Source organism: Brachybacterium sp. EE-P12 (genome assembly GCF_003711805.1).
Classification (GTDB): domain Bacteria; phylum Actinomycetota; class Actinomycetes; order Actinomycetales; family Dermabacteraceae; genus Brachybacterium.
In genome coordinates, this window is record NZ_QXCP01000007.1 from 34,466 (window position 1) to 54,538 (window position 20,073).

20 protein-coding genes are annotated in these 20,073 nt (G+C 73.0%); 7 read left to right on the top strand and 13 right to left on the bottom strand.

The genetic code is table 11. The annotated features are described in order from the left end of the window. The 11 genes from ftsX to D1648_RS11570 all read right to left on the bottom strand — a co-directional run bounded on the left by ftsX (position 1) and on the right by D1648_RS11570 (position 9,576). Positions 1–918 carry a permease-like cell division protein FtsX gene (gene ftsX / locus D1648_RS11520; protein WP_122941960.1) on the bottom strand — a complete coding sequence of 306 codons (918 nt, stop codon included), beginning with the start codon at positions 916–918 and terminating at the stop codon, positions 1–3. Then, a complete protein-coding gene (ftsE, locus tag D1648_RS11525) occupies positions 915–1,943 on the bottom strand; it encodes a cell division ATP-binding protein FtsE (RefSeq protein WP_122941962.1) in 1,029 nt (342 codons plus the stop codon). The genes ftsX and ftsE overlap by 4 nt, the downstream gene beginning before the upstream one ends. 196 nt (positions 1,944–2,139) lie before the next feature. Beyond that, positions 2,140–3,255, bottom strand: coding sequence for a peptide chain release factor 2 (gene prfB, locus D1648_RS11530; RefSeq protein WP_122941964.1), 1,116 nt, complete (start codon positions 3,253–3,255; stop codon positions 2,140–2,142). A gap of 11 nt (positions 3,256–3,266) precedes the next feature. Beyond that, positions 3,267–4,418 (bottom strand): glycerate kinase, encoded by a 1,152-nt coding sequence (locus D1648_RS11535; RefSeq protein WP_122941965.1) that lies wholly within the window; start codon positions 4,416–4,418, stop codon positions 3,267–3,269. Between the two features lie 64 nt (positions 4,419–4,482). Further along, the gene (locus tag D1648_RS11540) at positions 4,483–4,890 is read right to left on the bottom strand and encodes a pilus assembly protein TadG-related protein (RefSeq protein ID WP_241155466.1); all 408 of its coding nucleotides are present in this window, start codon (positions 4,888–4,890) and stop codon (positions 4,483–4,485) included. A 143-nt stretch (positions 4,891–5,033) separates the two neighbouring features. Continuing rightward, positions 5,034–5,513, bottom strand: a complete 480-nt coding sequence (locus tag D1648_RS11545) for a hypothetical protein (protein WP_241155467.1) — start codon at positions 5,511–5,513, stop codon at positions 5,034–5,036. Further along, positions 5,510–5,914: a TadE/TadG family type IV pilus assembly protein gene (locus D1648_RS11550; protein ID WP_241155468.1), complete on the bottom strand. Its 405-nt coding sequence runs from the start codon at positions 5,912–5,914 to the stop codon at positions 5,510–5,512. Before D1648_RS11550 ends, D1648_RS11545 begins: the two co-directional genes overlap by 4 nt. A 206-nt stretch (positions 5,915–6,120) precedes the next feature. Continuing rightward, positions 6,121–6,396, bottom strand: coding sequence for a hypothetical protein (locus D1648_RS11555; RefSeq protein WP_122941968.1), 276 nt, complete (start codon positions 6,394–6,396; stop codon positions 6,121–6,123). A gap of 149 nt (positions 6,397–6,545) precedes the next feature. Next, positions 6,546–7,484 carry a type II secretion system F family protein gene (locus D1648_RS11560; protein WP_122941970.1) on the bottom strand — a complete coding sequence of 313 codons (939 nt, stop codon included), beginning with the start codon at positions 7,482–7,484 and terminating at the stop codon, positions 6,546–6,548. Next, complete coding sequence (locus D1648_RS11565) at positions 7,481–8,353, bottom strand: type II secretion system F family protein (RefSeq protein WP_122941972.1); 873 nt, start codon at positions 8,351–8,353, stop codon at positions 7,481–7,483. Before D1648_RS11565 ends, D1648_RS11560 begins: the two co-directional genes overlap by 4 nt. Continuing rightward, positions 8,350–9,576 (bottom strand): CpaF family protein, encoded by a 1,227-nt coding sequence (locus D1648_RS11570; protein ID WP_122941974.1) that lies wholly within the window; start codon positions 9,574–9,576, stop codon positions 8,350–8,352. Before D1648_RS11570 ends, D1648_RS11565 begins: the two co-directional genes overlap by 4 nt. Before the next feature lie 194 nt (positions 9,577–9,770). Between D1648_RS11570 and D1648_RS11575 the strand changes: the two genes are divergently transcribed. The 6 genes from D1648_RS11575 (at position 9,771) to D1648_RS11600 (ending at position 17,374) form a co-directional block, all read left to right on the top strand. Further along, positions 9,771–10,967 carry a YihY/virulence factor BrkB family protein gene (locus D1648_RS11575; RefSeq protein WP_241155469.1) on the top strand — a complete coding sequence of 399 codons (1,197 nt, stop codon included), beginning with the start codon at positions 9,771–9,773 and terminating at the stop codon, positions 10,965–10,967. Position 10,968: 1 nt separating this feature from the next. After that, positions 10,969–11,715, top strand: a complete 747-nt coding sequence (locus D1648_RS11580) for an SOS response-associated peptidase (protein WP_122941976.1) — start codon at positions 10,969–10,971, stop codon at positions 11,713–11,715. A 92-nt stretch (positions 11,716–11,807) separates the two neighbouring features. Further along, complete coding sequence (locus D1648_RS11585) at positions 11,808–13,148, top strand: sensor histidine kinase (RefSeq protein ID WP_122941978.1); 1,341 nt, start codon at positions 11,808–11,810, stop codon at positions 13,146–13,148. Further along, a complete protein-coding gene (locus D1648_RS11590) occupies positions 13,145–13,834 on the top strand; it encodes a response regulator transcription factor (protein WP_122941981.1) in 690 nt (229 codons plus the stop codon). The genes D1648_RS11585 and D1648_RS11590 overlap by 4 nt, the downstream gene beginning before the upstream one ends. A 223-nt stretch (positions 13,835–14,057) precedes the next feature. Next, entirely contained in the window at positions 14,058–14,846 is a 789-nt protein-coding gene (locus D1648_RS11595; RefSeq protein ID WP_122941983.1) for an ABC transporter ATP-binding protein, read from the top strand. Further along, the gene (locus D1648_RS11600; RefSeq protein WP_122941986.1) at positions 14,846–17,374 is read left to right on the top strand and encodes an ABC transporter permease; all 2,529 of its coding nucleotides are present in this window, start codon (positions 14,846–14,848) and stop codon (positions 17,372–17,374) included. The genes D1648_RS11595 and D1648_RS11600 overlap by 1 nt, the downstream gene beginning before the upstream one ends. 58 nt (positions 17,375–17,432) lie before the next feature. On the opposite strand, the gene D1648_RS11605 is transcribed toward D1648_RS11600, so the two are convergent. Continuing rightward, the gene (locus D1648_RS11605) at positions 17,433–17,852 is read right to left on the bottom strand and encodes a hypothetical protein (RefSeq protein WP_122941988.1); all 420 of its coding nucleotides are present in this window, start codon (positions 17,850–17,852) and stop codon (positions 17,433–17,435) included. Between the two features lie 341 nt (positions 17,853–18,193). On the opposite strand from D1648_RS11605, the gene D1648_RS11610 reads away from it, so the two are divergent. Further along, complete coding sequence (locus tag D1648_RS11610) at positions 18,194–18,442, top strand: WhiB family transcriptional regulator (protein ID WP_102235098.1); 249 nt, start codon at positions 18,194–18,196, stop codon at positions 18,440–18,442. A gap of 37 nt (positions 18,443–18,479) precedes the next feature. On the opposite strand, the gene D1648_RS11615 is transcribed toward D1648_RS11610, so the two are convergent. Further along, positions 18,480–19,991, bottom strand: a complete 1,512-nt coding sequence (locus tag D1648_RS11615) for a sensor histidine kinase (protein ID WP_122941990.1) — start codon at positions 19,989–19,991, stop codon at positions 18,480–18,482. Positions 19,992–20,073: the final 82 nt, after the last annotated feature.

The following is a 20,073-nucleotide window of genomic DNA, read 5'->3' on the forward strand; positions in this document are numbered from 1 at the left end:
TCACACCTTCAGGTAGCGGTTCAGGGAGACCACCGAGGAGGCGATCGAGAGGGCGGCGCCGAGGGCGACCAGCAGGGGCGCGGCCCACAGCAGGTCCGCGGTGGAGACGGTGATCAGCTGCTCGCCGAGGGTGGGGGCGAGCCATCCCTGGACGAGATAGTGCAGCCCCAGCCAGAGCATGCCCGAGGCGATGAGGCCGCCGATGATCGCGGCGACCGCCCCCTCGAGCAGGAACGGCAGGCGGATGAAGAGGTTCGAGGCGCCCACCAGGCGCATGATCGCGATCTCGCGGCGTCGCCCCGCGACCGACATGCGGATCGTGGTCGCCACCAGCAGCACGGCGGCGATGAGCATCAGCACCGCCAGCCCGAGCGCGAAGAGGGTGGACTGGTTGAGCACGTCGATGAAGGGGGCGAAGGCGCTGAGCAGGTCGGTGACCTCGTCCACCCCGTCGCGGCCCTGGAAGAACTCGACCACGGCCGCGGAGTCGTCCGCGTCGGCGAGGGTGATGTGGAAGGAGACCGGCATGTCCTCGGCGGTGAAGTTCGAGACGAAGGACTCCCCCGCGAACTGCTCCTGGTAGATCGCGAGTGCCTCCTCCTGGTCGCGCTCCTCGTAGGAGGCGATGTACGGGGAGAGCACGTCCCCGTCGAGCGCCTCGCGCACCGAGTCGATCTGCGCGTCGGTCGCGGCGCCGCCGGCGCAGGAGGCGGTGGTGGAGTGCGGGGAGCACAGGAAGATCGTCACCTGGGACTGCTCGACCAGGGTCGACTTCATGTCCATGATCTGCTTCTGCATGAGCGCGCCGGCGCCCACGAAGGTCAGGGACACGGCGGTGACGATCACGACGGAGATGACCATGGCGATGTTGCGCCACAGGCCGGTGAGGATCTCCCCGAGGATGTAGCGGGCCCTCATCGACGGCCCTCCCCGTCCAGGTCGACGTCGTCGGAGAACGGATCGCCGAAGTCGTCGGCCTCCCTGGCGCGCAGCGCCTCGCGCTCGTCGATCAGCTCCTCCTGGAGCACGTCGCGGGGGGCGGGCTCGGCCGGGTCGTGGTGCGGGGCGGGATCCTCGGACGACGCGGCCTGGCGGCCGGTGGGCGACTCCTCCGGGGCGGCGTCGGCGCCCTCGGCGGCGGGCCCGGCCGGCTCGGGGGCGCCGTCCCAGTCGGCGACGAGCTGCTCGTCGTCCAGGGGGTGCTCCTCGCGGTGGGCGGAGTCGTCGGGCAGGTTCCCGGAGATCACGCTGACAGGCGCGGCGGACTCGTAGCCGCCCTGCTCCTCGTCGCGCACGACCTTCCCGCCGACCATCTCGACGACGCGGCGGCGCATGCGGTCCACGGCCGCGCTGTCATGGGTGGCCATGACCACGGTGGTGCCGCGCTCGTTGATCTCTGCGAGCAGGTCGAGGATGCCCTCGGCGGTCGCCGGGTCGAGGTTGCCGGTGGGCTCGTCGGCCAGCAGGATCGAGGGGCGGTTGACGTAGGCGCGGGCGATCGCGACGCGCTGCTGCTCACCGCCGGAGAGCTCGTGCGGGAGCCGCTTGCCCTTGTCCTCCAGACCCACCATCTCGAGCATCTCCGGCACGAGGCGGCGCACCACCTTGCGGGGCGTGCCGATCACCGCGAGCGCGAACTCGATGTTCTGGTAGGCGGTCTTCGAGGGCAGCAGGCGGAAGTCCTGGAACACCATCCCGATGTCGCGCCGCAGCGAGGGCACCTTCCACGACGGGATCCGGGAGAGGTCCTTCCCGGCGACGTAGACGGTGCCGCGGGTCGGGGCGACCTCCTTGAGCACCATCCGCATCAGGGTCGACTTGCCCGAGCCGGACGCGCCGACCAGGAACACGAACTCGCCGCGGGCGAACTCGATGTCGAGGTTCTCCACCGCGGGGTGCTGGCCACGCATGTACGTCTTGGTGACGTCGTCGAAACGGATCACTGCTGCCTGTCACATCGGGGAACTGTGGTGTTCCCTCAGCGTAGGTGCGCAGGAGGGGGATTCCACGGCGCTGTGGACAGGGGTCTGGTCAAAACCTGGTCAAGCCCGCGTGGGGCCGATCACCACGACGAGGCGGGGTCACGCACGCAGGTCGGCCGGGACGAACCGCGGCGCGGGGCACCCCGTGCAGGATCAGTCAGTCGTCGGACTTGCCCTGCTCGGCGCGCCAGCGGATGCCCGCGTCGATGAACGCGTCGATCTCGCCGTCGAACACGGAGGAGGGGTTGCCCTCCTGGTACTCGGTGCGCAGGTCCTTGACCATCTGGTACGGGTTCAGCACGTAGGAGCGCATCTGGTCGCCCCAGGAGGCCTTGACGTCTCCGGCGAGCTCCTTGCGCTCGGCGGCCTCCTCGGCCTTCTTCAGCAGCAGCAGGCGCGACTGCATGACGCGCAGCGCCGCGGCGCGGTTCTGGATCTGGGACTTCTCGTCCTGCATCGACACGACGGTGCCGGTGGGCAGGTGGGTCATGCGCACCGCCGAGTCGGTGGTGTTCACGGACTGGCCGCCCGGGCCGGAGGAGCGGAACACGTCGATCTTCAGGTCGTTCTCGGGGATCTCGATGTGGTCTGTCGACTCGATCAGCGGGATCACCTCGACCGCGGCGAAGGAGGTCTGGCGACGGCCCTGGTTGTCGAAGGGGCTGATGCGCACCAGGCGGTGGGTGCCGCCCTCGACGGAGAGGGTGCCGTAGGCGAAGGGCCCGGCGATCTCGAAGGTCACCGACTTCAGCCCCGCCTCCTCCGCGTAGGAGGTGTCCATGACCTTCGTGGAGTAGCCGTTGTTCTCGGCCCAGCGCAGGTACATGCGCATGAGCATCTCGGCGAAGTCCGCGGCATCCACGCCGCCGGCGCCGGCGCGGATGGTGATCACGGCGTCGCGCTCGTCGTACTCGCCCGAGAGCAGGGTGCGCACCTCGAGCTCGTCGAGGGTCTTGTGGATGCTGGTCAGCTCGGCCTCGGCCTCGGCGAGGGTGTCGGCGTCGTCCTCCTCGGCGGCGAGCTCGACCATCACCTCGAGATCCTCGATGCGGGAGGCGAGCTCGGAGATGCGGCGCCGCTCGGACTGCGCATGGGACAGGGCGGCGGAGACCTTCTGGGCGTTCTCGACGTCGTCCCAGAGGTCCTGGGCAGAGGCCTGCTGCTCCAGGTCGGCGATCTTCGCATCGAGGGCGTCGACGTCCGTCACCTGCTCGATCGAGGACAGGGTGGAGCGGAGCCGGGGGATCTCTTCGGAGAAGTCGATGGAAGCCACGATCAGGAAGTCTACGGCAGAGGAGCCTCGGCCCCCGGGGCATCGGCGAGCAGGGCGGGCAGCGAGCGTCCGATCTCACGGCCCACCTCCTCCAGCAGCCCCTGGCCGCGGGCGATCGCCTCGTCGACGTCCGCGGCGCGCGAGAGGAGGTCGAAGGCGGCGGTGATCCCGGCGCCCGCGAGCTCCTCGTCAGTGAGGGTGACGGCCCCGGCGACGGCGAGGACGGGCAGGCCGGCGGCCGCGGCGCGGCGGGCGACCTCGGCAGGTCCCTTCCCCTGAAGGGTCTGGGCATCGAGCTTCCCCTCCCCCGTCACCACGAGGTCCGCGCCGGCCAGGCGCGCATCGAAGCCGGCGAGCTCGAGCACGACGTCGGCGCCCGAGCGCTGGATCGCACCGAGCAGCAGCAGGGCGAAGCCGACGCCGCCTGCGGCTCCGGCGCCCTCGGACGGGGCCGCCGCACCGCTCGCATCCAGCAGGGTCGCGGCGGCGGCGAGGGCCTGGTCGGCTGCGGTGACGGCCTCCGGGTCCAGGCCCTTCTGCGGGCCGTAGACCGCGGCCGCCCCGTCCTTACCGAGCAGGGGGTTCGCGACGTCGTTCGCGGCGATCAGCCTGATGCCGTCCAGCAGCTCATGGGCGGGGGTGAGGTCGGCGCTCGCCAGCGTCTCCAGGCCCGCGAGGCCAGGGGCGATGTCCTCGCCGTCGGCGGTGAGCAGGCGTGCGCCGAGGGCCTGGAGCAGCCCGGCGCCGGCGTCGGTGGAGGCGCTGCCGCCGAGGCCGACGACGATCTCGCGGGCGCCTGCGCGGACCGCGTTTCGGATCAGCTCGCCGAGCCCGTACGAGGACGCGGACCGCGGAGCGAGCTCCTCGCCGGGCAGCGCCTTCAGGCCGACGGCGTCGGCGAGCTCGAGCACGGCCGTGGTGCCCTCGAGCGCCCAGACCGTCTCGCGCACCTCGCCGGTCGGGCCGGTGATCGTGGCGGGCTGCGCCGTGGCACCGGCGGCGAGGGCCGCATCGACGGTGCCGTCGCCGCCGTCGGCGATGGGGCAGGCGGTGATCTCGATGTCCGGGGCGGTGGCGGCGAGCCCGCGGGAGAGGGCGGCGACGACGTCCGCGGCGGTGAGGGAGCCCTTGAACTTGTCCGGGGCGAGGAGGAGGCGGGTCATGGAGAAGTCCTTCTGGTAGGTCGGGTGGGCGGGTCCGGGAGTGTGGGGTCAGGAAGAGTCTTCCTCAGCGCGCGCGAGCGTCGCCGGTCACGGTCAGCGGGATCGAGGTGCCGGTGCCGCGGGTGAACCAGCCGACCAGCGGAGGGTTCGTGCGGGCTCCGAGGGTCACGTGCACGGTCCCGTCGGCGTCGACCGTGACGCCCTGCAGGTGGATGTCCTCGGTGCTGGTCGTGTCGTGGGGGTAGCTGCGCAGGTGCTCCGCGGCCGCTTCCCTCGCGGAGCGGGCGTGGATCGCGGGGCCGTCCCCGAGGTCGTAGATGCGGGCGGGGTCCACGGCCTGGGAGGCGGCGAGCGCGGCGCTGTCGGCCGCGTGCTGGAGACCGTTGCGCTCGAGCTGGACGCCGGTGATGGCGGTGCCGACGGCGATCACCATGAGGATCACGACGAGCACCCCGGTGGTCAGGATGGTCATCGACCCACGGGTCTCGGCCCATCGCTCGCGCAGGGCGGCGAGCCTGCTGTGCCGCGTGGTGGGATCCGCGGGCCGGACGCCCGGCGACATTCCGCCGTCGCTCGGAGCCGTGACGGCGGGTCGGAGATGCTCGCGGTCGGGGGTCACAGGTCCGCCCGGTACTGGTCGACGGGCACGGCGTGGGAGGAGCCGACGGCGACGGGGCCGGTGTTGCCCAGGACAGGCCCGAGCCCCGGCACGGGCACGGATATGCGCACGCGCGCGGTGACGATCCCGCCGGCGGTCGCGCACGGGTCCTCGCTGCAGCTGAGGTCCACGACGTCCGAGACGGGCAGGCCATGGTCCTCGAGGACCAGCTCCATGTGCCGGCTCGCGCGGGCGTCGGCGCGGTCCGGGTCGGTCTCTGTCGCGTGGATCCGGGCGGTGTCACGGGCGATGGTGTCAGCGGCGAACGCGGCGGCCTGGACGCTGCCGAGCGTGAGCACGAGGTAGAGGGTCGGGATCAGCAGCGCCGCAGAGAGCACCACGAACTCGACCAGGGCGTTGCCCTGCTCGTCCTGGAGCCGGTGGCGCAGCGGACCGGCGTGACGGAGGGAGCGGGGCGGGGTCTGCGGGCGGGTCACCAGACCTCCTCGTCCACGGCGCGGCCGTCGACGCTCAGCGCCCCTGCGGGACCGAGCAGGCCGACGAGCGGCAGTGTCGCGTCGACCTGCACGCGGATCGTGCCGTCGGCCTCCTCGACGGCAGTGGCCTCCGCGTCCAGGCCGCGGCCGAGACGCTCGTCGATCAGCCGCTGCGCCCGCTCAGCGCCGTCCTGCGGGGTGGATCCGGCGAGCGCGGCGTGATGAGCGCCCTGCACCGCGGCGTCGACGAGGGTGTTGCGGGTGTGGACGATCAGCGCCGCCTGGATGGCCAGCAGCGCGATCATCACGATCAGCACGGCGACCATCGGGAACTCGGCGACGGCCGCCCCGTCGTCCTCGCGCAGTCGTGCGGCGAGGGATCGAGCGCCACCACGTCGCACCCCGGACGTGTCGCGGTCACGTCGCCGCAGGTCGCGTCGCCGTCGGTCGTGTCGTCGTCGGTCAGGTACGCGCCTCCGGTGCGCCGGTGCCGCGACTGCCCCGCGTCCGGTCAGGTCGAGCTCCCGCATCGCCGCGGGGACGCGGGCGCGGGAGCGGGTCGGGGCAGCGCGGAGCATCGGGAGCTCGCTGAGACCGGCGGCCGCGGTCAGAGGCTGCCGCCGAGGAACGGCGCCATCGCATTCTCGAAGATCTGGACGATCTGGTCGGAGGCGACGGCCCAAAGCGCCACGACGATTCCGGCGGTCATGAGCGTGATCAGCACCCAGCCGGGCACGTCCCCGTCCTCGGCGGCGAGGCGGGCGAGCAGCCGTCGGCCGAGACCCCGGCCGGAGGGGGACGGTGCGGACCTCTCAGTGTGCGAGCTGTGGATCCCTCGGCGACGGAGTCGGTCACGGTGGAGTCGGGGGCGGTGGACGGTCATGTCGGCCTCCTCGGCGGACGGCTCCGGGCGGGTGCCCGGTCGGGGTCGGGACGGGGTGGTGCAGTACTTTTCGGCATGCGGCGGAGCGCAGCGGGTGGGGCGGTCGGGGCCCGGTCGCGCGGGCGAGCGGGGGCGGGGACGGGGCGGGCTCACAGCGAGATCTCCAGGACGGCGAGGCCGGGGAAGATCGCGAACACGATCACGAGCGGCAGCACGAAGAACACCACGGGGACGAGCATCGCGATCTCGCGCTTCCCGGCCATCTCCATGAGTTCGCGCTTCGCGTTCTCGCGGGCGTCCTGCGCCTGGGCCCGCAGCACCTCGGCGAGCGGCGTTCCGCGCTCGATCGCGATCGAGACTCCCTCCCCGAAGCGGCTGAGGGATTCCAGCGGTGTGCGCGTCCCGAGGGAGGCCAGGGCCTGGGCGACGCTCGCGCCCGAGCGGATGTCGGCGATGGTCGCGGCGAACTCGTCCGGGAGCGCTCCCGTGGAGGTGCGCGCCACCCGCTCCATGGCCGCGATGGGGCTCTCGCCCGCGGCGACGGCCAGGGCGAGCAGGTCCGCGACGGTCGGGAACTCGCGCGCCATCCGCGCGGCGCGTCGTGAGATCTCCACGCCCAGCAGGTAGTCCCGCAGCAGCACGCCCAGCAGCGCGCCCAGCACCACGATGAACAGCCCCAGCATCGCGCTCGCATCCCGCAGCACGATCGCCGCGACCGCGATGGCGATCCCGAGCACCAGGCCGACCGCGCCGAAGACCACCTGCTCGATGCGGAACGAGTCGGTGGAGGTGCGCCGTCCCGCCAGGCGCAGGCGACGCTCGAGCTGGTCCGCTCCCCCGGTGAGCCTTTCGAGCAGCCCCAGTCCGCGCACGGCCACCGGCCCCAACAGGTTCTCCACCACCGTGCGCGTCCGGCTCGTCGTCGCGGGTGCCGCGAAGAGGGAGGCGCTCCGGGAGCGTCTCAGGTACGGATCGATGCGCCTGCCCAGATCACGGTGGCGCAGCCAGGGCAGCTGGGAGGCGAGGAGGAAGAGCCCAGTGCCGAGCATGAGGCCCAGCAGCACCCCGGCGAGCAGCGTGACGCTCATCGCAGCACCCTCTCGTCCTGCGGGAGCCGGGCGATCGTCAGCATCACGCGATAGGCGATCAGCGAGAGCACCCCGCCGACCACGACGAGGACCATGCCGGCCGCGGAGTCGTAGGCCTGGGCGGCCTGGGGCCGCGTCGACATCAGCGCCAGGACGATCCACGGCGCGACGAGGGCGAGGCGGGCGGCGTTGACGGTCCAGGACTGTCGGGCCTCGAGCTCGGCCCGTGTGCGGGAGTCCTCGCGCAGGAAGGCGGAGAGGGTGCGCAGCAGGGCCCCGAGATCCGTGCCGCCCACGTCCCGCGTGATCCGCAGCGCCTCGACGATCCGGTCCCCGACGGGATCGGCCAGTCGCACCTTGAGCCGGTCCAGACAGGCGGCGAAGTCGCCGCTGGCCTGGTAGTCCAGGGCGAACTCGGAGAAGGCGGGCCGCAGCCCCTCCGGACCCTTCCGGCTGAGCTGGACGAGCGCCTCGGGAAGGGAGAGCCCTGCGCGGATCGCGGAGTTGATGTGGTCCACGGCCTCCGGCCACACCTCGCGCATCGCCGTGGTGCGCCGCCGTGCTGCCGAACGCAGCAGAAGCACGGGCAGGACGGTGGAGATCGCTCCGATCGTGAGCGCCGGGACCAGCGCGTGCGAGACCGCCCAGAGCGTCGCGGTGACCACGAGCCCCAGCCCGGCGCTGAGCGCGGGCACCGCAGCGGGCGGCACGGTGCCCAGCCCCACCGTGATCAGGTCGTCTCGCAGGCGCTCCATCCACCGCGAGAGACGGCCCGGCCGTTGCACCGCCCCCTCCTGCTCCCACAGCGACCACCAGATCGCGAGGAGTCCGAGCCCGGCGACCAGGCCGAGGAAGGCGCCGTCGGTCATGCTGCGCTCCTGCCGCCGAGCAGGGCGGCGAGGTCGTGGCCCGCCCGGGCGAAGCGCTCGGCATGCGGGGGATGTCCGTCACCGCGCACGAGCCGGTCGCCCTGGAGCGAGAAGACATCGGTCACCTCGATGACCTCCTCCTCGACCCGCCCGCTGAGGCCGACGATCTCCCGGACCCGGCGGCGCCCGTCGGCGAGGATGTCGAGGTGGACGACCAGGTCGATGGAGCTCGCGACCGTCGGCACCACGAAGCGGCTCGAGACGTTCTCCCCGGCCAGCAGCGGCAGCGTGCACAGCTTCGTCACGGCGTCCCGCGCCGAGTTCGCATGGATGCTCGCAAGGCCCGGCAGGCCGCTGTTCAGGGCGATCAGCATGTCGAGGGACTCGGCCTCGCGCACCTCGCCGACGATGATGCGGCTGGGCCGCATCCGCAGCGCCTCCCGCACCAGGCGCCGCAGCGTGATCTCGCCGGTCCCCTCGAGGTTCGCCTGGCGGGTCTGCATCGCGACCACGTCCCGCAGGGCGAGGTTCAGCTCGAAGACCTCTTCAATGGTCACGATCCGTTCCCGTGCCCCCATCGACTGGGCGAGGCAGCGCAGGAAGGTCGTCTTCCCGGCCCCGGTCGCCCCGCTGGTGATGACGTTCAGCCCGGAGGCGATCGCGGCGTCGAGGAAGTCCGCGGCCTGCTGGGTGAGGGAACCGAGGGCGACCATGCCCTGGAGGTCGTGGGCGCCGGCGACGAACTTGCGGATGTTGATCGCCCAGTGGGTGCGGGTCACCGAGGGGATCACCACGTGGAGCCGGGACCCGTCCGGCAGCAGCGCGTCGACGAAGGGGCTGGACATGTCCAGGCGGCGCCCGCTGGAGACGAGCATCCGCTCGACGATCCCGCGCACCTCGTCATCGGTCAGCACGACGGTGGTCAGCTCGCTGCGCCCGTTCCTCGCCACGAACACCTGGGAGGGCGAGTTCAGCCAGATCTCCTCGATGCTCGGGTCGTCCAGCATCTCCTGCAGCGGGCCGAAGCCGCCGATCCGGGCCGCGACCTGCGCGACCATGGTGTCGTCGTCGTGCAGCACCGGCACCTCGCCCGAGGAGGAGCGACGGTCGTAGTCGGCGAGGACCTCGCGGATCAGCGGCTCGAGCTGATCGGCGTGCACGTCCAGGCCGCGGCGCCTGATCAGCTCCCGCGACTCGCTCTCGATGATGGTGGCGGCGTCCAACGTCTCCCCTCCCGGCCTACCGCCCGGTCCCACCACCGAGCGGTGCTGTGACGCAGATCGCGGCACGCGAGCTACTCTAGGGCGAAACTCCGTCGCTCGCCGCACGTCTCCAGGGAATGTGGACAACTCTCCCCGGCCCCTCCCATGGCAGGATGACAGCAGTCCACGAGCCGTCTTCCATCGAGGAGCTTCCCATGGCCGAGACCACCAGCGCGGGCGAGGACGCCCCGAAGCTGTCCCGTCCCACCCTGAAGTACATGGCCAAGCGCGTCATCGCCGAGTTCCTCCGCGACGGCGGCACCGATCAGGCCGCGAAGCTCACCTACTTCATGGTCCTCTCCATCGCGCCGACGCTGCTGGCGGTGTTCTCGCTGGCGACCCTGCTGCTGGCCGGGATCCAGGACCAGATCGCGGATCTGCTGGTGGACGTCGTCGAGCAGGCCGCCGGCGGCAGCGAGCTCGGCGCCGAGGACGCCGTCCGGGACACCGTCAGGTCCCTCATGGGCTCCGCGACCGGCGGTACGATCGCGCTGATCATCGGTATCGGTACGGCCCTGTGGTCGGCCTCGGCCTATGTGAAGGCGTACGGGCGGGTGGCCAATCAGGTCTACGAGGTCCCCGAGGGCCGCGGCCCGGTGCGCATGAACGGCACGATGCTGCTGCTGACCCTCGCGATGATCCTCGGGATCCTGCTGGTGATGGTCTCGCTGCTGCTGAGCGCCTCGCTGGTCGAGGGGCTGCTGGGGCCGATCGCCTCCTCCATCGGCGCCGAGGGCGTGCTCGCCTTCCTGCTGGACTCCTTCCTGCCGATCTGGGCCTGGGTGAAGTGGCCGGTGATCCTGGTGATCGCCTTCGCGCTGATCTCGCTGCTGTACTGGGGCGCGCCGAACATCGACAAGCCCTTCCGTTTCATCTCCCCCGGCGGGGTCTTCGCGATCCTCGGCATCGCGGTGGCCGGGGTGGCGCTGTCGATCTACATGGGCACCGTCGCCGGTTACTCCAGCTACGGCGCGATCGGCGGCATCATGGCCGTGCTCTTCGCGCTGTGGGTCATCAACATCGTGATCATCCTCGGCGCCGAGGTCGACGCCGAGTACGAACGCGCCCGCGAGCTCGAGGCCGGCAAGCCCGCCGAGGACTCCCTCGCCCTGCCGATGCGGGAGTCCTCCGGGGCGGAGAAGGCCGATCAGAAGCGCGAAGCGATCGTGGACGAGGGCCGCGACATCCGCCTGCGCAACCTCCACCACGATGCAGACGCCTACACCGGCGAGGACGCCCGCCTCACCCCGCGCCACGGCGTGCCGACCGTCTCCCCGGACACCGACCCCACCGCGTCGGACGGCGCGACGGACGCCCCGGGCGCTGGCGGCACGGATACCAAGGACTCCTGAGATGTGCGGGCGCTTCGCGTTCTTCCAGGAGATCGAGCCGCTGCTGGACGACCTCGGCGCGGTCGACCTCGAGGATCCGCGCCTGCGCTCGCGCTGGAACATCCCGCCGACCGCCCCGATCCACGTGGTCACCGAGTCGATCGACAAGGAGACCGGGCAGGTGCTGCGGGCGCTGCGCGCGGCGCGCTGGGGGCTGCTGCCGCCGTTCGCGAAGGACGAGTCCTTCTCCTCGCGCACCTTCAACGCCCGCCGCGAGACCCTCGGCGAGAAGCCCAGCTTCCGCGGCAGCCTCTCCCGCTATCGCGCGATCGTCCCGATGGACGGCTACTACGAATGGGTGCGCGACGACAAGGGCACGCGCAAGCAGCCGTGCTTCATCGCCCCGGCCGACGGCTCGCCCCTGCACATGGCGGCGCTGGTGTCCTGGTGGAAGGGCCCCGGCGGCCACGAGGGACCGGCCGCGAGCGAGGACGGCGCCTTCCTGCTCTCGGCCACGATCATCACCCGCGCCGCGACCGGCGAGCTCGCCGACATCCACGACCGCACCCCCGTGATGCTGCGCCGCGAGGCGGTCGATGCCTGGCTCGACACCGCGATGGACGACCGCCGCGCCGCCGCCGAGTGGATCCTCGAGGACTCCCACCTGATCGAGGACTCGAGCCTCGAGGTGCGCGAGGTCGACCCGGCCGTGGGGAAGGTCGGCAACGACGGCCCCGAGCTGCTCGAAGGACCGCAGCGGCTGCTGTGACGCAGCAGCTGTGAGGCGGCTCCCGCTCTCGCGGGCCCCGGGTCCGCCCCGGGTCTGACGCCTTCCCCGGCCCCCGCCCGTACCCTCGTGCCATGACCGACGGCCCCTCGCACGCCGCCCCCTCGCGGCCCGCCTCCCCCGACCGCGCACCGGCGTCGGAGGCCGAAGCGCGCTCCGGCCGGCACGACCCCTTCCGCTGGATCATCGAGAACCCCGGCACCGTCGACCTCATCGGCTTCGGCGCCGCGGCCCTGCTCGTCCTGCTCTTCGCCGTGGGCACCGGCTCCTTCGGCTGGTGGACGCTGTTCTCCGTGCCGATGGTGCTCGCCGGCGCGGTGTGCCGGGTGCGGCCGCTGCTGGGCGTGATCGTCATCGGCGGCCTCGCCGTGACCCACCTGCTGCTGAACATGCCCGTCGTCCTCGGCGATGCGATGACCTTCTACGCCATGTTCTGCGCCGTCGCCTACGGCACGCCCCTGGTCCACGGGATCGGGGCAGGTGCCGGCGTGCTCGGCACCCTCTCCCAGTCCGGGTACTGGGGCGTGCTCGCCCTGCGGGACGAGTACGGCGGGCCGATGCAGGCGGCGGTGACCTTCCTGGGCCTGAACGTCGTCGGCACCATCACGATCGTCGCGATCTGGGCGCTGGCGAACCTGCAGCGCGCCCGGGTGCGCCAGCTCGCCCTCACCCGGGACCGGGCCGAGCAGGCGGTGCGCGAGCGGGAGCAGCGCACCGCGCTCGCCGTCGCCGACGAACGGGCCCGCATCGCCCGGGAGATGCACGACGTGGTCGCCCACTCCCTCTCGGTGATCATCGCGCAGGCCGACGGGGGCCGCTTCGTCGCCGCGCAGAAGCCGGAGAAGGCGGTCGAGGTACTCGGCACCATCGGCGAGACCGGTCGCGCGGCGCTCGCCGACATGCGCTCCCTGCTGGGCGTGCTGCGCCAGGAGGACGAGACCAGCTTCGGCCCGCAGCCCGGCCCGGAGCAGCTGCCCGACCTCCTCGAGCGCGTCCGCGCCGCAGGGCTCGAGGTGTCCCTCGAGGTCGACGGCGCGCTCGAGGGGATCCCCCAGGCCGTCGGCATGTCCGTGTTCCGCCTCGTGCAGGAAGCGCTGACCAACGTGCTCAAGCACGCCGGACCGGGAGCGACCGCCTCCGTGCGCCTGCACCGCACCGCCGCCGATCTCACGCTCGAGGTGATCGACGACGGCCGCGGCACCGACCCCGACTCCGACGGGCTCGGCCACGGACTGACGGGCATGCGGGAGCGGATGAGCGTCTTCGGCGGCACGCTGCAGTCCGGGCCGCTGCCCTCGCGCGGCTATCGTGTCCGTGCGACGGTGCCGCTCGTCCCCGCCTCCGACCCGGCCGCGCCCCGGGCACCGTCCGACATCCCGCCCGCCGCCGCGCATCCTCCAGGAGAGACCCGATGACCGAGACCGACTCCCGCCCCCTGCGCGTCGCCCTCGTCGACGACCAGCCGCTCGTGCGCACGGGCTTCGCGATGGTCATCGACTCGCAGGACGACATGGAGGTCGTGCTCCAGGCGACCGACGGGTCCGAGGCGGTGCGCGAGCTGTCCGCCCGCAGCGTCGACGTGGTGCTGATGGACGTGCGGATGCCCAGGATGGACGGCATCGAGGCGACCTCGACCCTGCTGGAGCGCCTGCCCGCCGAGCGGGCCCCGAAGATCATCGTGCTGACCACCTTCGACCTCGACGAGTACGTCGTCGCGGCGATCCGCGCCGGCGCCAGCGGGTTCCTGCTCAAGGACGCCCAGCCCGAGGACCTCCTCGGCGCGATCCGCACCGTCCACCGCGGCGACGCGGTGATCGCCCCCTCGGCCACTCGCCGGCTCCTCGCCCGGGTCGTCTCCACGCCCGAGCCCGCCGAGCAGGACACCTCCGTCCTCGACGAGCTCACCGAGCGGGAGCGCGAGGTGCTGACCCTGATGGGGCGCGGCTTCTCGAACCGGGAGATCGGGGCGGAGCTGTTCGTCGCCGAGGCTACGGTGAAGACCCATGTGGGACGGGTCCTGGCGAAGCTCGGCGCCCGCGACCGGGTCCAGGCCGTCATCATCGCCTTCGAGACGGGCCTGGTCTCCCCCGGCGAGCACTGAGCGGCAGGGCCTCCGCAGCGCAGGGCGGGCGTCGCCGGCGCCCGACGGGCCGCCGGCGGGCCAGGACTCCGCGCGCCGCGCCCGGGTCATCCCCCGGTATGACCCCTCCCCCTCCCGGGGGCCCTCTCCCGGCGCGAGCGCACGACCGTGGGCTGACGACGGCCGGGGCCCTGCTCGGGAAGCATCGGAGTCGACACCCCGACCCCGTCACGAAGGAGTCCCGATGACGACCGCCGCCCAGGCCGCACCCCCGCCCTCCGCCGGCACCGCAGGCGATCCCGTCGCGCTGCGTGCCCGCGCCGTCACCCGCACCTACGGCACCGGCGCCGGGACGGTCACCGCGCTGGACGCCGTGGACCTCGACATCGCCCGCGGCGCGTTCACCGCGATCATGGGCCCTTCGGGCTCCGGCAAGTCGACGCTGCTGCACGTCCTGGCCGGCCTCGACGAGGTCAGCTCAGGTTCGATCGAGCTCGAGGGCACCGAGCTGACCACGCTGCGCGACGACGCCCTGACCCGGCTGCGCCGCGAACGGATCGGCTTCGTGTTCCAATCCTTCAACCTCCTGCCGATGCTGACCGCCGAGCAGAACATCCTGCTGCCGCTCGAGCTCGCCGGCACCCGGGTGGACCGGGCCTGGCTCGAGACCCTCACCAGTGCCTTCGGCATCGCGGACCGGCTGGACCACCTGCCCTCCCAGCTCTCCGGCGGACAGATCCAGCGCGTGGCGATCTCCCGCGCCCTGGTCACCTCCCCCGCCGTGGTCTTCGCCGACGAGCCCACCGGCAACCTCGACTCCCGCACCACCGAGGAGGTGCTGGACTTCCTGCGCCTCTCCGTCGACGAGTTCGGGCAGACCGTCGTGATGGTCACCCACGAGCGCGACGCCGCCGAGCGCGCCGACCGGATCCTCACCCTGGCCGACGGCCGGATCGCCGCCGACGAGGACCTCCGCTCCCGGCGGGGCGCCCCGGCCGACCTCGCCGCGCGCGCCCAGGAAGGGCAGCGCTGATGGCCCGCTCCACCGTCAAGCTCACGCCCCTGCGACGCCATCTCGCCGCCGTCATCACCATCGCCCTGTCCTGCGCCTTCGTCGCGGTGATGGTGCTGGCCGGGAACCTGATGCAGGCCTCCCTGCGCTCCCAGGCCTCCCAGATCTACGAGGGAGCGGACCTCGCGGTCACCCGCGAGCTCAGCGACGAGGACTGGGCCGCCGAGGAGCCGCTGGAGGCTCCCGAGGTCGAGGGCGCCGAGGCCGTGTGGCCCGCCCCCCAGAGCTACCTCGAGGCGAGCTCCACCTCCGGCAGCGGCTTCTTCGAGGCGACGATGCTCCCGCCCGGCCAGGAGGACGACCTGGAGGAGGGCCGCGCCGCCGGCTCCGAGTCCGAGATCGTGCTCAGCCGCTCCGCGGCCGACACGCTCGACGTCCGCGTCGGCGACCCGATCGCCGTGGACGTCGCCGGCGCCACCGATCCCGAGGCCGCGGGCGAGGACGCGGAGACCACCCTCGAGGTGGTCGGGATCGCCGCGGACCCGGCCGGCGCCGTCTTCGGCGGGACACCCCGCCTGGTGGTCCAGGACGTCAACGCCGCGACCGTGCTCGGGCCGAGCGCCGGGACGCTCACCGACACCTGGCTCGCCACCGTCCCCGACGGGACCGACCCCGCCGAGGCGGCCGAGACCGCCCAGGACGCCGCCGGGCCCGGGATCGCCGTGCACAGCGTCGAGGAGGCCGAGGAGGAGGCCGCCGGGCAGTTCCTGCAGGGCTTCGCCGCCTTGGGCCTGGTGCTGGCCGTGTTCGTCGTGATCGCCCTGTTCACCAGCGCCGTCGTCATCGCGAACACCTTCGCGGTCACCCTCGCCCAGCGCACCCGCTCCCTCGCCCTGCTGCGCACCCTCGGCGCGACCCGCTCCCAGGTCCGTTCCGTCGTGCTGCGGGAGTCGCTCGTCGTGGGCGCGCTCGGCGCCGTGCTCGGCGTGGTCGCCGGCCACCTCCTGGTCCAGGCCGCCCTCGCGGGCGCCGCGGCCGTCGGCTGGCTGCACGGCGTCGCGCCCGTCCCGGTGAGCCTGTGGTCGGTGCTGCTGCCGCTGCTCGCCGGCATCGCGATCACGGTCCTGGCGAGCCTCGCCCCGATCCGCTCCGCCACCCGGGTCGCGCCGCTGCAGGCGCTGCGCCCGGCACCGCCCGCCGCCACGCGCGGGCTCGGGGCGCGGGGCGTGCTCGGCCTGCTCGCCGTGGTGGCCGGCGTCGCCGCGCTCGTGGCCGGCACGGTGCTGTCCGTGCGCGGCAGCGCCGGTCCCGGCATCCTCGCGGCGATCGCGGGCGGGATCGTGAGCTTCACCGGCCTGATGCTCGTGCTCGTGGTGCTCACTCGTCCTCTCGCAGCGCTCGCGGCCCGGGTCGGGGCGCTGCTGGGCGGGCTGCCCGCCCGGATCGCGGGCGCGAACGTGGCCCGCAATCCCCGCCGCAGCGCGGCGACGATCGCGGCGCTGCTGATCGGCACCACCCTCATGACGATGATGACCGTCGGGGCCCGCACGGCCGAGGCGACGCTCACCTCGGAGCTGGACTCGCGTCGCCCGATCGACCTGGTCCTCTCCGCCGACGAGATGCCCGCGGACGCCGCCGAGCAGATCGCCGCGATCGACGGGATGGACTCCGCCCTCGCCGGTGCGCGCGGGGACGTGGAGGTCGGCGCCGACGAGCCGATGACCCTGTACTCCGCGAGCCCGGAGACGGTCCGGGAGATCTCCCACCGGCCCGAGATGGCGGACGAGCTCGCCGACGGGACCGTGCTGCTGGGGCAGGAGCGCGCCGAGCGGTTCGGGCTCCACGACGGGCAGGTGCTCTCCCTGGAGGGAGCCGACGGGCAGAACCACGACCTGCGCGTGCACGTCGATGCGAACCTGCAGATGTCCCTGGTGACCCCCGGCACTCTCGAGGAGCTCCTCGGGGAGGGCACCACCCCGACCGTGCTCGCCGACTTCGCCGACCCCGGCACCGCCGAGCGCGAGGGCGTGGACGTGCACGAGCTGATCACCTCCGTCGAGACGGTCACCTCGGGCGACGGCTTCGAGGGGGCGAGCAGCGACGCCGGCGGTGCCGAGCGGGAGTCCTACGCGCAGATCCTCGACGTGCTGCTGGGCATCACGGTCGGCCTGCTCGCGGTCGCGGTGCTCGTCGCACTGGTCGGCGTGGCGAACACGCTCAGCCTGGGCGTGGTCGAGCGGACCGGCGAGAACGCGCTGCTGCGGGCGCTGGGCACCACGCGCCGGCAGATGCGGGCGATGCTCGGCTGGGAGGGGCTGCTCCTCGCGGCCGTCGGCGCCGTGCTGGGCCTGCTGATCGGCAGCCTCTACGGCGTGCTCGGCATCATCGCGATCCTGGGCTCGACCTATCCGGTCTCGATCACGATCCCCTGGGACCGGCTCGCGATCGTGCTCGTGCTGGCCCTGGCCGCCGGGGCGCTCGCCTCGGTGCTGCCGGGACGGTCCGCCGCGCGCACCGCGCCCGCTGCCGCCCTCGCCTCGGGCGACTGAGGGCCGGACCGGTCGCGGCCGGGCCCCGTCGGACATGCGCTGTCCGGCGGGGCCCGGGTCAGTCCAGCCGCGAGGGCAGCGGGGTCGAGCGCACCAGGCGGGCGAGCTGCACGAACGCCACGATCGCGAGCAGGATCGCGAGCCCGCCCTGCCAGACCATCCCGGAACTGAGCATGCTGGCCCCCACGAGGGCCTGGAACAGCTGCCAGGTGATCCCGAAGCCTGTCCCGAACCGGCCCCTGACGAGCACCGAGCGGGCGGCGACCGCGACGCCGACGGCGAACAGCAGCAGGAACAGGCCCAGCCCGATCCCGAGCCTGCCCGCGACCCCGCCGCCCGCGGCGGCGAGGAGGAAGTAGCTCGCCGTCACCACCAGCAGCAGGGCCTCCAGGCCCAGCAGGACGGCGGCGACGGGCCGCGAGCGCGGCGAGGGATCCTCGGCGTCGACGGGCCGGGAGGGACGTGCGGCGGTGGGCATGGGGGCACTGTATCGGTCGTCACCGGTCGCCGGAGGCCCGCTCCTGAAGCACCTCCGCTCACTGCTGGCAACGGCTTCGTGCCCGGCATCACCCCCTCCGCGCTCCCGGAGGTCCCCGTGTGGGAAGTGCCACCAGGCCCGGTGGTCCAGACCCTTGTCGACGTCACGAGATGCCGCCGAGAATGGACAGCGGCTCGTCCCGCCGAGGCCGACGGATGCGCATCGCATCCGGCCGGGCGACGGCGAGCGGAGAACCCGAGAACGCCCCGCAGGGAGCGACCCTCGCCGCGCCTCGCCCCGCTCCGGGGCCGGGCGCGACGTCCTGGAAAGAGAGAGTGACGATGGACTGGCGCCACCGTGCCGAGTGCCTCAACCATGATCCCGAGCTGTTCTTCCCGATCGGGAACACCGGACCGGCGATCACGCAGATCCAGGAGGCGAAGGCGGTGTGCCAGAAGTGCGACGTCATGACGGCGTGCCTCAAGTTCGCGCTCGAGACCGGTCAGGACTCCGGCGTCTGGGGCGGTCTGTCGGAGGACGAGCGCCGCTCCCTCAAGCGCCGCAACGCGCGCGCCCGCCGCGCGAGCTGACCTCCCGGAGGACGGCTCGGACCGCCCGGCGGCCGTCTCAGATGGTCAGCGGGTCCAGGTAGACGTCGACGACCGCGCGGGTACCTCCCTCGGGACGATCCTCCCAGGTCAGCGTGCCGCCGAGCTGCCCCTGCACGAGCGTCAGGGCGATATTCGTGCCGAGCCCGGTCGGCTTCGCGGCGCCCATCCCGTTGCCGTCGTCCTCGATGCAGATCACGAGGTGGGATCCCGTCCGCTCGCTGCGGATCGTGAGCGTCCCGCCGGTCTCGGAGAGCCCGTGCTCGACCGCGTTGGTCGCCAGCTCCGTGACCACGAGCGCGAGCGGCGTCGCCTCCTCGGCGCGGATCGTGCCGACCCGCCCGATCTTCTCCGTGCGCACCTCGACCTGCGCATCCGCGATCTGCGGCGTGCCCACGCGGTGCACGGTCGCGCTGGCGGCGTCGACCGCGAGCCGCAGGCACCGGTCGATCACCTCGTCGAAGTGGACCGCCTCCTCGGAGCCCTGCAGCAGCGACTCGTGCACGAGGGCGATCGTGGAGACGCGGCGCATCGCCTCGGCGAGCGCCTCGCGGGCCTCGTCGGTCTTCATCCGCCGCGACTGCATCCGCAGCAGCGCCGCGACGGTCTGGAGGTTGTTCTTCACCCGGTGGTGGACCTCGCGGATCGTCGCGTCCTTGGTGATCAGCTCGCGCTCCCGCCGCCGCAGCTCGGTCACGTCGCGCACGAGGATCACGGCGCCGGTGCGCCGGCCGTCCTCGGTCAGCGGCACGGCGCGCAGGGAGAGGGTCCCGCCGCGGGCCTGCATGTCCGAGCGCCAGGCGGCCCGGCCCATCAGCACCAGCGGCAGCGACTCGTCCACGGGGCTGCGGGACTGCAGCACCTCCGTGGACAGCTCGGCGAGGGTGGCGCCGGTCATGTCCCCGTCGATGCCGAAGCGGTGGAAGGCCGAGCGGGCGTTCGGGGAGGTCCACTTCACGACACCGGCCTCGTCGAGCTCGACCACGCCGTCGCCCACCCGGGGCGCGCCGCGGCGAGGCGGGATCGGGGCGCCCTCGATGGGGAACGCCCCGTTCTGCAGCATGTCCAGCAGACGCGCGCCGAGGAGGCGCTGATGGATCTCGTTGTCGCTCGGGGCGCCCTCGGGCTCCGGCGACTCGGCGGCGAGGACGGCGAGAGTGCGTCCGTCCTTGCGGACCGGGACGAGCACGCCGGTCGCGCTGCGGCCCTCCCGCTGGATCGGGGTGGGCTCCGCGGCGGGATCGCCGCCGGCGAGGAGGCGGGAGATCTCCGCGCCCTCCGGGTCCGGCGCGGATCCGTCGTCGGCCCGGTGCTCGGTGCCGACGGGGTCCTCGTAGTACACGGTCGAGCCCGTCGCCGGGCGGCAGTGCGCCACGGCCAGCGGCCCCTCGTTCTCGGCCAGCCACAGCACGAGGTCGGAGCGCAGCAGGTCGGAGAGCAGGTTCCAGTCCCCGACGAGGTGCTGCAGCCAGTCCGCCTCCTTCTCGGTGAGATCGCGGTTGTCGGCGAGGAACTTGGACAGAGACGGCATGGGCCAAGGATAGGGGTCCCGACCCCGTCGTCCGCGAATCGCCCACCCAGCCCCCGGCCCGGGTCCGCGACGGGTCCGGCGG

Excerpts from the sequence above, each read along its gene's own strand:
- ftsX (WP_122941960.1), bottom strand. The coding sequence starts at position 918 with ATGAGGGCCCGCTACATCCTCGGGGAGATCCTCACCGGCCTGTGGCGC.
- D1648_RS11535 (WP_122941965.1), bottom strand. The coding sequence starts at position 4,418 with ATGACCCGCCTCCTCCTCGCCCCGGACAAGTTCAAGGGCTCCCTCACC.
- D1648_RS11540 (WP_241155466.1), bottom strand. The coding sequence starts at position 4,890 with ATGACCATCCTGACCACCGGGGTGCTCGTCGTGATCCTCATGGTGATC.
- D1648_RS11555 (WP_122941968.1), bottom strand. The coding sequence starts at position 6,396 with ATGACCGTCCACCGCCCCCGACTCCACCGTGACCGACTCCGTCGCCGA.
- D1648_RS11560 (WP_122941970.1), bottom strand. The coding sequence starts at position 7,484 with ATGAGCGTCACGCTGCTCGCCGGGGTGCTGCTGGGCCTCATGCTCGGC.
- D1648_RS11565 (WP_122941972.1), bottom strand. The coding sequence starts at position 8,353 with ATGACCGACGGCGCCTTCCTCGGCCTGGTCGCCGGGCTCGGACTCCTC.
- D1648_RS11575 (WP_241155469.1), top strand. The coding sequence starts at position 9,771 with ATGGCCGAGACCACCAGCGCGGGCGAGGACGCCCCGAAGCTGTCCCGT.
- D1648_RS11580 (WP_122941976.1), top strand. The coding sequence starts at position 10,969 with ATGTGCGGGCGCTTCGCGTTCTTCCAGGAGATCGAGCCGCTGCTGGAC.
- D1648_RS11585 (WP_122941978.1), top strand. The coding sequence starts at position 11,808 with ATGACCGACGGCCCCTCGCACGCCGCCCCCTCGCGGCCCGCCTCCCCC.
- D1648_RS11590 (WP_122941981.1), top strand. The coding sequence starts at position 13,145 with ATGACCGAGACCGACTCCCGCCCCCTGCGCGTCGCCCTCGTCGACGAC.
- D1648_RS11595 (WP_122941983.1), top strand. The coding sequence starts at position 14,058 with ATGACGACCGCCGCCCAGGCCGCACCCCCGCCCTCCGCCGGCACCGCA.
- D1648_RS11600 (WP_122941986.1), top strand. The coding sequence starts at position 14,846 with ATGGCCCGCTCCACCGTCAAGCTCACGCCCCTGCGACGCCATCTCGCC.
- D1648_RS11605 (WP_122941988.1), bottom strand. The coding sequence starts at position 17,852 with ATGCCCACCGCCGCACGTCCCTCCCGGCCCGTCGACGCCGAGGATCCC.
- D1648_RS11610 (WP_102235098.1), top strand. The coding sequence starts at position 18,194 with ATGGACTGGCGCCACCGTGCCGAGTGCCTCAACCATGATCCCGAGCTG.
- D1648_RS11615 (WP_122941990.1), bottom strand. The coding sequence starts at position 19,991 with ATGCCGTCTCTGTCCAAGTTCCTCGCCGACAACCGCGATCTCACCGAG.